The following is an 11,727-nucleotide window of genomic DNA, read 5'->3' as shown; positions in this document are numbered from 1 at the left end:
TTGCATGTGTAAAGCATGCCGCCAGCGTTCAATCTGAGCCAGGATCAAACTCTTCAGTTCAATCTCTGTTTGCGACACTTTCGTGTCATCTGCATTTCTGCAGAGTCGCTCACTCAAAATACTGACCGTCACTTCATCGCTGAAGCAACGTATTTCTTTTGCGTGAACATTTGATAATTTAAGCATTCAGCAGCTACCGAAACAGCTGCTGGCACGTTCATCAAACGCCCACACTTATCGACTGTTGATTGTTAAAGAACTCGAATTCCGTACTGCCTTGCTGCGCTTGCGAATCGTTTTGTTCGTCAGCAGCAGAGAAGAGAGATTATGCAGCGTTTCGTCTAACTCGTCAACTCTTCTTTTTCTTCCGCTTTCGCTGCCGTGAAGCTGCGTCTGCGTCGGAGGAGCAAGACTATAGCAAAGATGCCCCCTGTCATGCAAGAGGCATCGACACGCGTGGCTGCCGTCAGAACGCTTCGGCGCTGGCCGGTCCGCTCAGGCGTTTGACCTGGATATTGCGGAAGAACACCTCGGCCCCTTCCGTCTGGATCGAGAACTTGCCGCGCGTCAGCGGCACGACCTTGCCCTCGACGGATTGGCGCGAGTTTTCGGCACGCAGGACTTCGTGACCGTTGACGATGTGGATGATCATCTTGCCGTCGGCGATGATCTCCATCGTATTCCACTCGCCCACCGGCTTTTCGTAGTTGCCGCGCTTTTCGATGCGTCCGGCGATATTGGCATGGATGGGCTGCGCCGGATCGTAGCGCTGGAACGTCCAGTTGCCCAGATGGGTATCGCTCGCATGAGCATCGACCATCACGCCGTCCAGGCTGTAGTAATCGCCGCACTCGTCTTCCTTGAGCTGGAACTCGTGGCTACGCATCCAGTTGCCGTCCTGCGCATCCGGCCGGCCGACCGCGTAATACAGGATGCCGCTGTCGCGCGGGGTCTCCAGGCGTGGCGCCCATTTCTTCGTGCCCCACTTCATGTCGAACTTGAGGTGGAAGTTGTCGTACTCGCCGACGGTCGACACGGCGCCCCATTCCTCACCCGAGATGCGCAGCGTGCCATCTACCACCGTGAACACCTTGCGCGGATCCGTATTCGCGCCGCGCGTCGACGTCGGCACTTTCATGTTGTCGACGGGCGGCTGCATACTCAGCCAGGTCGTCCACCCCGACAGGTCCTTGCCGTTGAAGAGCGGCATCCAGCCATTGTCGGCGGCTTGCGACGGCGCGCACAGCGCCAGCACGGCGCCCAAAGCGCCCAGGCGGGCAAGCGTCCGAAAGCGAATCATCGGTATCTCCTTATAGTTTCTTGTTCTGGACAGCAGCCGCGGGAGCCGCCTGGAATGCCTGTCAACACAGGCGCGGCCAATCTAGCATGCTCATCTTGTGAGCGCTATCAACATCGATCACCTTGCCGATTTCGTTATAAATTTTTCCGATTTTCTGACATGTCCAAACTTTTCCAAATGCTAAGATCACCGCACAAGGGAACCGAAGACGACGTTTTCAGAGTTCCCGACACCGAGACGGAGACACAGCAGGATGAGCACACTGATCATCGGCAGAGGCATGGTTGTCGCCCATGGTCCGGACCCGGACCGCAAGGATGGCCCGTGCACGCGCACGCCGGCCCTGCCTTATAAGGAATGTGCCAATTTCTTTACCGAGCACGGCATCTCGACGCCGAGCACCCTGTTCGACACCCTGTCCGATACGTATTACTTTGCCAAGAACACTGCCGGCCAGTTCGTCTGGGGTAACCGCCTGCTGCAGGAGCAGCATGACCTGGCGGGCGTAAACGACATCATCGGCAAGACCGACCACGATTTCTTCCGCAGCGACATCGCCGACCGCATCCGGGCCGACGACCTGGCGGTGATCGACACCGGTTCCACGGTCAAGAACAAGCTCGAGGTCATCGACAGCGGCAAGGGCGAGCTCACCTGGCTGTTCACGACCAAGGCGCCGATCCGCAACCGGCACGGCGACATCGTCGGCATCGAAGGATTTTCGCGCGATGCCCGGCGCTCCCAGGACACCATCGCCCCGTTCCACGAATTCAAGGCCTGCATCGAATACCTGCAGGCGCACCTGATGGAACACATCAGCATCGACCACCTGGCGAAGCTGTCCTGCATGTCGCTGTCGACGTTCGAGCGCAAGTTCAAGCAGCATTTCTCGCTGACGCCCAAGCAATACATCCTGCACATGAAGGTGCACGAGGCGTGCAGGATGCTGCCGACCGCCGGCAGCATCGCCCGCGTGGCCGCGGAGACGGGCTTCGGCGGCCAGAGTTATTTCACCAAGCAGTTCCGCAGCGTCGTCGGGATCACACCAAAACAATACCTGCTGTCGCTGGCGGCAGGACGGGCCGGCGCCAGGCGCCAAGGAGCCCGCAGTCCCGCTTGACGCGTTATCGCTGTTGTCGTCGTCTTTCTTGGAGGAGAGGCATGTCACACATTGAACACCGCACCGATCACGGGCCGCAAGAGCCCGACGGTGCACGGCGCCAGACCCTGGCGCGGCTGGCCGCGTTCTGCGGCCTGGCATTGGGCGACTTCGCGCTGAGCAGCGACGTCCTCGCTGCTGCAACGACGGCCACAACGAAAGCTGCCACCAAGGCCGCCGCGCCCGAATACCTGTCCCCCGACGAACTGGCCCTGACGGGCGTGCTGGCCGAACTGATCATTCCGCAAACGGACACCCCGGGCGCGCTGGCGGTCGATGCGCATCGCACCGTCGACCACCTGCTGGCCGTGTGCGCGCTACAGCCCGCGCAGGACGCGTTCCGAAGCGGCCTGGCGCGCATCGACGCGGTGGCCCGCGCAGGCGACGGCAAGCCGTTCGCGGCGCTGTCCCCGCTGCGCCAGGCGTCCCTGCTGCGCGCCATCGACAGCGGCGCGGCGCCTTTCCATGCCGGCGACCAGCGCTTCTTCCGCCAGCTGAAGGGGTATGTCGCGTTTGCCTACTACACCTCGGAAGCGGGTGCCTCGCGCGAGCTGGCCTACCTGCCGGTACCGGGCGGCTTCATCGGCCACCTGAAAGTCACCAGCGCCACCCACACGTGGGCAATCTGAACAAAGGCTCGCTCACATGGAACCTCTTTCCTCATTCATCATCAAGACCACCCCGGAACGCTTCGACGCCATCGTCGTCGGATCCGGCATCACCGGCGGCTGGGCCGCCAAGGAACTCACGGAACGGGGGCTCAAGACGCTGATGGTCGAGCGCGGCCGCCCGGTCGAGCATGGCGTCGGCTACGTCGGCGAGAACCGCGATCCCTGGACCATGCCGAACCGCGGCAAGGTCGACGCGCACGTGGCGGACGAACAGTACGCCATCCAGCGCCAGTGCTACGCCTTCGACGAGCACACGCAGCAGTTCTTCAACAACGACCGCGACATGCCCTATTCGACGCCGGACGGCCGCCCGTTCAGCTGGATCCGCGGCAACCAGCTGGGCGGCAAGTCGCTGATGTGGGCGCGCCAGTCCTACCGCTGGAGCGACCTGGATTTCGAGGCCAACCTGAAGGACGGCCACGGCACCGACTGGCCGATCCGCTATGCCGACCTGGCGCCCTGGTACAGCCACGTCGAGCGCCATGCGGGCATCAGCGGCAGCAAGGAGGGACTGGCCGTGCTGCCGGACGGCGAATTCCTGCCGCCGTTCGAATTCAACGCGGTCGAACAGGCGTTCAAGCAGAAATTCGACGCCCGGTATGCGCCGGCGCGCATGATCATGGGCCGCACCGCCAACCTGAACCGGGCCACGGCGGCGCACCTGGAACAGGGCCGCGTCCAGTGCCAGGCGCGCAGCCAGTGCGCGCGCGGCTGCTCGTTCGGCGCCTATTTCTCGACCCAGAGCTCGACGCTGCCGGCGGCGCTGAAGACGGGACGCCTGCGCATCGCCACCAACAGCATCGTGCACAGCGTGATCTACGACCCGAAGACCAACCGCGCCACCGGCGTGCGCGTGATCGATGCGGAAACGATGGAGACGCGCGAGTACCACGCCAGGGTCGTGATGCTGTGCGCCTCGACGCTGGCGTCCACCGCGATCCTGCTGAACTCGACGTCGAGCACCTTCCCGAACGGCCTCGCCAACTCGTCCGGCGTGCTCGGCCACTACCTGACGGACCACCTGTGGGCCGCCGGCGCCGACGGCCGCGTCGAAGGCTTCGAGAACGAGTACTACCAGGGCCGCCGTCCGACCGGGGCCTACATCCCGCGCTTTCGCAATGTCGTCGACAAGCACCCCCTGTTCACGCGCGGCTATGCGCTGGCCGGCGGCGCCGCGCGCGAAGGCTGGCAGGCCGCGGCCGCCAAGCCGGGCTTCGGCAAGGAGTACAAGGCCATGATCAGGAAGCCCGGCCCCTGGCGCTTCGGCCTGCACGGCCAGGGCGAGATGCTGCCGCGCTTCGAGAATGCCGTCAGCCTGCACCCGACCAGGAAGGACAAATGGGGCATGCCGCTGCTGCACATCGATGCGAGCCATTGCGACAACGACCACAAGATGCGCGAGGACATGGCCGACACCGCCGCCAACATCCTCGAATACCTGGGCGTGAAGGACGTGCGCAGGACCATCGCGACGGCGGAGGAGTATCCGCCCGGCCTGGCGATCCACGAGATGGGCACGGCGCGCATGGGACGCGACGCGAAGACGTCCGTGCTGAACGGCTTCAACCAGGCGCACGACGTGCCCAACCTCTTCGTCACCGACGGCGCCTCGATGGCTTCCGGCGCCTGGCAGAACCCGTCGCTGACCTTCATGGCCCTGACTGCGCGCGCCTCCGCCTATGCGGTGGACGAAATGAAGGCCGGCCGGATCTGAACGACACGACATCGACAACAAGGACATCATGAACAAGACCAGACTGGCTATTGCCGCCGCCCTGCTCGCCGCCGGCGCGGCGCACGCCGGCACCAACCCGCGCATCAGCGTGCAACTGTGGTCCGTCAAGGACGAGATCAAGCAGGACTTCGAAGGCACGCTCACGAAGATCGCGGGACTCGGCTTCCAGGGCGTGGAATTCGCGGGCGAGTTCGGTCCGTACAAGGACAACGCGGCGGGCCTGAAAGCGTTCATGGACAAGACGCACCTGCAATGCGCCGGCGCCCACATGCATTTCGACGCGCTCGCCGCCGACAAGTTCGACGCCACCACGGCGTTCTACAAGACGCTGGGCTGCACGAGCCTCGTCATCTCGATGGACAAGCGCGGCGCCAGCACCGAGCAGAGCGCGCAGATGAGCAAGGAATTGACGGCCCTCTCCGGCAAGCTGGCGGCGAAGGGCATGACTATCGGCTACCACAACCACGCCCAGGAAATGCGCGGCGCGGTCGGCAGCACGCCCTGGGACGTCATCGCGCGCGGCACGCCCAGGGCAACCGTCATGCAGCAGGACGTGGGCTGGACGACCTTCGCCGGCAAGGACCCGGTGGCCTACGTGAAGACCTATCCGGGCCGCACCCGCACCACCCACTTCAAGGCCAAGCTGGCCGAAGGCGCGCCGGCCGCCAGCGGCGTGCCGATCATCGGCCAGGACAAGACCGACTGGGTGGCGCTGACGCGCGCCGTGCGCCAGGTCGGCGGCACCGACTGGATCATCATCGAGCAGGAAGAGTATCCGAACGGGATGGGCCAGCTGGAGACGGTCGCCGCCTCGATGAAGGGCCTGCAGGCCGTCCTCGCCGATCCCGCGGCCAAGTGACGCCGTCCCGACCATGAGCCTGTCCGTCCGCTTCGACCACATCGTCAAGGACTTCGGCCCGGTGCGCGTGCTGCACGGGGTCGACTTCGCGCTCGAACCGGGCCGCGTCGTCGGCCTGCTAGGCGAGAACGGCGCCGGCAAGTCGACCCTGATGAAGATCCTGGCAGGCTACGAGCGCCCCACCGGGGGCCAGCTCGTCGTCGACGGCGTCGCGCGCCGGTTTGCCGACGTGCGCGACGCGCAGGCGCTCGGCATCGCCCTCATCCACCAGGAATTCAACCTGGCCGAGCACCTGAGCATCGCCCAGAACATCTTCCTCGGCCACGAAACGACCCGCGCAGGCCTGCTCGACCGGCGTGCCATGGCGCGCGAGGCGGCCGCCTGCCTGGCGCAGGTGGGCCTGGCCGTCGATCCGGACACGCGCGTTTCGGACCTGATCGTCGCCGAGAAGCAGCTGGTCGAAATCGCCAAGGCACTGTCGCGCAAGGCGCGCCTGCTGATCATGGACGAGCCGACCGCCAGCCTGTCGCCCGGCGAAACCCGCACGCTGTTCGACCTGATGGCGCGCCTGAAGGCGGAGGGCGTCACCATCGTCTATATCTCGCACAAGCTCGACGAGATGGAGGCGCACACGGACGAAGTCGTCGTCATGCGCGACGGGAAGTTCGTGACGCGCGCCCGCACGGCCGACGTCAACCGCCAGCAGATGGCCAACCTGATGGTGGGCCGCGACGTGTCCGATATGTTCCAGCCCAAGGCCTTCGTTCCCGCCGACGCGCCCGTGCTGCTGCGCGTGGCGGACCTGCGCGTCCCTGGCTGGATCGAGGACCTGCACTTCGAGGTGCGCGCCGGCGAGATCCTCGGGTTCGCGGGACTTGTGGGCGCCGGCCGCACGGAAGCCTTCGAAGCCATCCTCGGGCTGCGGCCACGCAGCGGCGGACGCATCGAGATCGATGGACGCCCGGCCACCATCCGCAACCCGCGCGACGCCATGCGCCTGGGCCTGACCTACCTGAGCGAAGACCGCAAGGGCAAGGGCCTGCACGTGGACCTGGGCCTGCGCGAGAACCTCACCATGATGACGCTCGAGCGCGACGCCCGTCCCTGGCTGGACCTCGAGGCGGGGCGCCGGGCGCTCGACCGGGCCATCGTGGATTTCGGCATCCGCCTGCGCGACCCGGACTGCGCGGCGCGCTCGCTGTCCGGCGGCAACCAGCAGAAGCTGGCGCTGGCCAAGTACCTGCATTCCGATCCGCGCGTCGTCGTGCTGGACGAGCCGACCCGCGGCGTCGACGTCGGCGCCAAGCGCGACATCTATGCGCTCATCCATCGCCTGGCGCAGGAAGGCCGCGCGGTGGTCGTCATCTCGTCCGAGCTCATCGAGCTGATCGGCCTCGCCCACCGCGTGGCGGTACTGCACGGCGGACGCCTGCAGGCCGTGCTCGGACCGGACCAACTCACCGAAGAAAACCTGATCGCACATGCAACCGACACCCACCATGAAACCAGCCACTGAGTCGGGCACCAAGCCTGCCATCGCACGTGACACTGGCACGGCCGGATCCCGCGCCGGCCTGCGCCGGCTGACCGGCCTCGGACCGGTCGTCGCGCTGGTCCTGCTGTGCATCGCCGGCGGCCTGCTCAACCCGGACTTCGCCACGTTCGACAACATGATGAACGTGCTCACGCGCACGGCCTTCATCGGCATCATCGCCGTCGGCATGACCTTCGTGATCGTTTCCGGGGGCATCGACCTGTCGGTGGGCTCGATGGCGGCGCTCATCGCCGGCACCATGATCGTCGCGATGAACGCGCTGGCCGCCGGCGCCCATCCGCCATCCGCGCCCGTGATCATCGCGCTCGGCATCGCGCTGGCGCTGGCCTTCGGCGCCGTGTTCGGCATCGCCCACGGCCTGCTCGTCTCGCGCGGACGGATCGAACCCTTCATCGTCACGCTGGGCACGCTGGGCCTGTTCCGCGCGGTGCTGACCTGGCTGGCGGACGGCGGCGCGCTGAACCTCGACTTCACCCTGTCCGAAACCTATGGCCCGGTGTACTACCAGAGCGTGCTGGGCGTGCCGATTCCGGTGTGGGTGTTCGCCTTCGTGGCGATCGCCGGCGCCGTCGTCCTGAACCGCACGGCCTACGGCCAGCATGTGCAGGCCATCGGCTCGAACGAACAGGTGGCGCGCTATGCCGCGATCCGCGTCGACCGCGTCAAGGTGCTTACTTACCTGCTGCTGGGCGTGTGCGTGGCGATCGCCACCGTCCTCTACGTCCCGCGCCTGGGCTCGGCCACGCCGACCACCGGCATCCTGTGGGAGCTGGAAGCCATCGCCGCGGTGGTCGTCGGCGGCACGTCGCTGCGCGGCGGCGCCGGCCGCGTCATGGGCACGGTGGTCGGCGCGATCCTGCTGTCCGTGATCGGCAACATCCTCAACCTCACCAGCATCATCAGCGTACACCTGAATCCCGCCGTGCAGGGCGTGGTGATCATCGCCGTCGCATATCTGCAGCGCGGCCGCCGCTGATATTCGATTATTTGATTCGATTATTTGATTCGATTATTTGAACAGGAATCCACATGCGCTCATCGAACAAGTTACTGACCTGCCTCGCCGCCGCCTGCGCCCTCGCATTCGGCGCCGGCCAGGCCATCGCCGCCGAAAAAGTTACGCTCGGCGTCTCCATCCCGACCGCCACCCACGGCTTCACGGGCGGCATCGTCTGGTGGGCCAACCAGGCCAAGCGCGAGCTGGAAGCGGCCAACCCGACGCTGAAGGTCATCGTCAAGACGGCCGCCAGCACGCCCGAGCAGGCCAACCAGGTGCAGGACCTGCTGGTGGTGAACAAGATGAACGCGCTGGTGCTGCTGCCGCTGGAATCGAGTTCGCTCACCCAGCCGGCCGCCCAGGTCAAGAACAAGGGCGTCTACGTGACGGTGGTGGACCGCGGCCTGACCAATCCCGCGGCCCAGAACGCCTATGTGGCCGGCGACAACACGGCCTTCGGCCGCCTGCCGGCCGAATACCTGGCGAAGCGCATGAACGGCAAGGGCAATATCGTCGTCCTGCGCGGCATGCCGAGCACCATCGACAACGAGCGCACCAACGCCTTCAACGAGGAGATCAGGAAGTACCCGAACATCAAGGTGCTGGACGCGAAGTACGGCAACTGGAACCGCGACGACGCCTTCAAGGTCATGCAGGACTACCTGACTCGCTTCAAGCAGATCGATGCCGTGTGGGCGGCCGACGACGACATGGCGGTCGGCGTGCTGAAGGCCATCGAGCAGGCCAAGCGCACCGACATCAAGGAAGTGTTCGGCGGCGCCGGCGCCAAGTTCGCGGTCAAGAAGATCCTCGACGGCGACAAGCTGGTGCAGGCCGACGTGTCCTACTCGCCCAAGTTCATCTACGACGCCATCAAGATGACGGCGAACGCGCGCCTGAAGGGCCAGGCCCTGCCGGCCAAGACGATCGTGCCGTCGGTCCTGATCACGCGCGAGAACGGCAAGCAGTTCTACTTCCCCGATTCGCCCTATTGATCGACGAGGACCAGCATGAAGACCATCAAGGGACCGGCGATCTTCCTCGCCCAGTTCATGGGCCAGGAAGCGCCCTTCGACACCCTCGCCCACCTGGCCGGCTGGGCGCGCGGACTGGGCTACGAAGGCATCCAGCTGCCGACCGACAAGCGCCTGTTCGACCTCGACGTGGCGGCCGAAAGCCAGACCTATTGCGACGACATCAAGGGGCTGCTGGCCGAGCACGGCCTGCAGATCACGGAACTGTCGACCCACCTGCAGGGCCAGCTGGTGGCCGTGCACCCGGCCTACGACCAGCTGTTCGACGGTTTCGCCGCGCCGCACGTGCGCGGCAATCCGCAGGCGCGCCAGGCCTGGGCCGTGGAGCAGGTCAAGGCGGCGGCGCAGGCATCGCGGCGCCTGGGCCTCGTCACGCACGCGAGCTTTTCCGGCGCCCTCGCCTGGCCCTATATGTATCCGTGGCCGCAGCGCCCGTCCGGGCTGGTGGAGGAAGCGTTCGATGAACTGGGCCGGCGCTGGCGTCCGATCCTCGACGTCTTCGACGACGCCGGCGTCGACGTCTGCTACGAACTGCATCCGGGCGAGGACCTGCACGACGGCGTGACCTTCGAGCGCTTCCTCGATGCCGTCGGCGGCCACCGGCGCGCGAACATCCTGTACGACCCGAGCCACTTCGTGCTGCAGCAGCTGGATTATCTCGCCTTCATCGACATCTACCACGAGCGCATCAAGGCCTTCCACGTGAAGGATGCCGAGTTCCGGCCGAACGGACGCCAGGGCGTGTACGGCGGATACAGTGGCTGGCTGGAGCGCGCCGGCCGTTTCCGCTCGCTGGGCGACGGCCAAGTCGACTTCTCCGCCATCTTCTCGAAGATGGCGCAGTACGACTACGCCGGCTGGGCCGTCCTGGAATGGGAGTGCGCCCTCAAGCATCCGGAGGACGGCGCGCGCGAAGGCGCGGACTTCATCCGCCGCCACATCATCCGCGTGGCGGAGCGCGCGTTCGACGACTTCGCCGGCAGCGGCGCGGACCGCGAACAGGTGCGCCGGCTGATGGGGATATCGGCATGACGGCGATCGGAGCGAGTACAGCGGCAACAATGCCGAAACGCCGGCTGCGCCTGGGCATGGTGGGCGGCGGTGACGGCGCCTTCATCGGCGCGGTGCATCGCATCGCCGCGCGCCTGGACGACTGCTACGAAGTGGTGGCGGGCGCCCTGTCGAGCGATCCGGAACGCGCGCGGCACAGCGGCGCCGCGATCCGCCTGGATCCGGCGCGCAGCTATACGGACTACCGGGAGATGGCACGCGTCGAGGCGGCCCGCGGGGACGGCATCGACGTCGTCGCGATCGTCACGCCCAACCACCTGCATGCGCCGGTGGCCACGGCCTTCCTGGAAGCGGGCATCCACGTCATCTGCGACAAGCCGCTCGGCATCGCGCTGGCCGAAGGGGCAGCGCTGGCGGCGCTGGCGCATCGGCAAAACCGCGTGTTCGCGCTCACCCATACCTACACGGGTTATCCGATGGTGCGGCATGCGCGCGAACTGGTCTCCTCCGGCGCGATCGGCGACATCCGCCTCGTGCACGTGGAGTATGCGCAGGACTGGATGGCCGAGGCCGAGAACCAGGCCCCTTCATTCCAGGCGACCAACTGGCACAACGATCCGCGGCGCGCCGGCCCGACCGGCTGCACGAGCGACATCGGCACCCATGCGTTCCAGCTCGCCGGTTTCGTCAGCGGCGTGCAGCCGAACGAACTCCTGGCCGAGCTGCATGCGTTCACGCCGGACCGCACGCTGGACGACCATGTGCAGGTGATGCTGCGCTATCCGAACGGCGCGCGCGGCATGCTGTGGTCGAGCCAGATGGCAACGGGTTGCGAGAATGCGCTCAAGCTGCGCGTGTTCGGCGCGAAGGCGAGCCTGTCCTTCGACCAGGAGAATCCGAACGAGCTATGGCTGACACCCCAGGGTGGCGTGGCGCAGCGCCTGACGCGCGGCCGGGTGCAGGGCGCCGCAGCGGAGCACGCCACGCGCGTGCCCAGTGGCCATCCGGAAGGTTATCTGGAAGCGTTCGCCCAGCTGTACCGGGATGCGGCCGCGCAGATCCATGCGATCGATGCGGGACAGCCGTTGCCCGAGGCGAGCCTGCCGTTGCCGACGGTGGTGGATGGCGTGGCGGGGATGAAGTTCATCGACGCGGTGCTGGCCAGCCATGCGGCCGGCTCGCGCTGGGTCGGACTGGCGGTCTAGGCGTTCGTCTCATCAGGGATGAGACGAGCGTCCCAAAAGCAAAAAGCCCACCAAGATCACTTGGTGGGCTTCTGCATATAACTAGCCTGACGATAACCTACTTTCACACTGGTTGCAGCACTATCATCGGCGCAAAGTCGTTTCACGGTCCTGTTCGGGATGGGAAGGGGTGGTACCGACTTGCTATGGTCATCAGGCATA

The 11,727-nt window shown here is 65.8% G+C and carries 11 protein-coding genes and 1 rRNA gene; 9 read left to right on the top strand and 3 right to left on the bottom strand.

What is annotated here, in order from left to right; all coding sequences use genetic code 11:
* Positions 1-186, bottom strand: a 186-nt coding sequence (locus ACI1V7_RS27950) for a hypothetical protein (RefSeq protein ID WP_404535912.1), incomplete at its 3' end; no start/stop codon positions are given.
* Positions 187-466: 280 nt separating this feature from the next.
* Positions 467-1,300 (bottom strand): 3-keto-disaccharide hydrolase, encoded by an 834-nt coding sequence (locus tag ACI1V7_RS27945; RefSeq protein WP_404535909.1) that lies wholly within the window; start codon positions 1,298-1,300, stop codon positions 467-469.
* 253 nt (positions 1,301-1,553) lie between these two features.
* On the opposite strand from ACI1V7_RS27945, the gene ACI1V7_RS27940 reads away from it, so the two are divergent.
* From ACI1V7_RS27940 to ACI1V7_RS27900, 9 genes are read left to right on the top strand one after another with little or no spacing between them, the layout of a single operon-like run.
* Positions 1,554-2,420, top strand: coding sequence for an AraC family transcriptional regulator (locus ACI1V7_RS27940; protein WP_404535906.1), 867 nt, complete (start codon positions 1,554-1,556; stop codon positions 2,418-2,420).
* 41 nt (positions 2,421-2,461) lie between these two features.
* Positions 2,462-3,088 carry a gluconate 2-dehydrogenase subunit 3 family protein gene (locus ACI1V7_RS27935; RefSeq protein ID WP_404535904.1) on the top strand — a complete coding sequence of 209 codons (627 nt, stop codon included), beginning with the start codon at positions 2,462-2,464 and terminating at the stop codon, positions 3,086-3,088.
* 16 nt (positions 3,089-3,104) lie between these two features.
* Positions 3,105-4,844: a GMC oxidoreductase gene (locus ACI1V7_RS27930; RefSeq protein WP_404535902.1), complete on the top strand. Its 1,740-nt coding sequence runs from the start codon at positions 3,105-3,107 to the stop codon at positions 4,842-4,844.
* Between the two features lie 28 nt (positions 4,845-4,872).
* Positions 4,873-5,724, top strand: a complete 852-nt coding sequence (locus tag ACI1V7_RS27925; protein ID WP_404535900.1) for a sugar phosphate isomerase/epimerase family protein — start codon at positions 4,873-4,875, stop codon at positions 5,722-5,724.
* A gap of 13 nt (positions 5,725-5,737) precedes the next feature.
* On the top strand, positions 5,738-7,240 hold the full coding sequence (locus ACI1V7_RS27920; RefSeq protein WP_404535897.1) for a sugar ABC transporter ATP-binding protein: 1,503 nt from the start codon (positions 5,738-5,740) through the stop codon (positions 7,238-7,240).
* Positions 7,224-8,255: an ABC transporter permease gene (locus tag ACI1V7_RS27915; protein ID WP_404535894.1), complete on the top strand. Its 1,032-nt coding sequence runs from the start codon at positions 7,224-7,226 to the stop codon at positions 8,253-8,255. Before ACI1V7_RS27920 ends, ACI1V7_RS27915 begins: the two co-directional genes overlap by 17 nt.
* Positions 8,256-8,308: 53 nt before the next feature.
* Entirely contained in the window at positions 8,309-9,271 is a 963-nt protein-coding gene (locus ACI1V7_RS27910; protein ID WP_404535892.1) for a substrate-binding domain-containing protein, read from the top strand.
* Positions 9,272-9,286: 15 nt separating this feature from the next.
* Positions 9,287-10,342 (top strand): sugar phosphate isomerase/epimerase family protein, encoded by a 1,056-nt coding sequence (locus tag ACI1V7_RS27905; RefSeq protein ID WP_404535889.1) that lies wholly within the window; start codon positions 9,287-9,289, stop codon positions 10,340-10,342.
* A 29-nt stretch (positions 10,343-10,371) separates the two neighbouring features.
* Positions 10,372-11,526 (top strand): Gfo/Idh/MocA family protein, encoded by a 1,155-nt coding sequence (locus ACI1V7_RS27900; protein WP_404535914.1) that lies wholly within the window; start codon positions 10,372-10,374, stop codon positions 11,524-11,526.
* Positions 11,527-11,610: 84 nt separating this feature from the next.
* Here the strand turns inward: ACI1V7_RS27900 and rrf are convergent.
* A 5S ribosomal RNA gene (gene rrf, locus ACI1V7_RS27895) occupies positions 11,611-11,723 on the bottom strand.
* Positions 11,724-11,727 lie beyond the last annotated feature (4 nt).

The organism is Massilia paldalensis (genome assembly GCF_044901715.1).
In the GTDB taxonomy this organism is placed as follows: Bacteria; Pseudomonadota; Gammaproteobacteria; order Burkholderiales; family Burkholderiaceae_D; genus Telluria; species Telluria paldalensis.
This window is presented reverse-complemented; position numbering and strand designations above follow the sequence as displayed.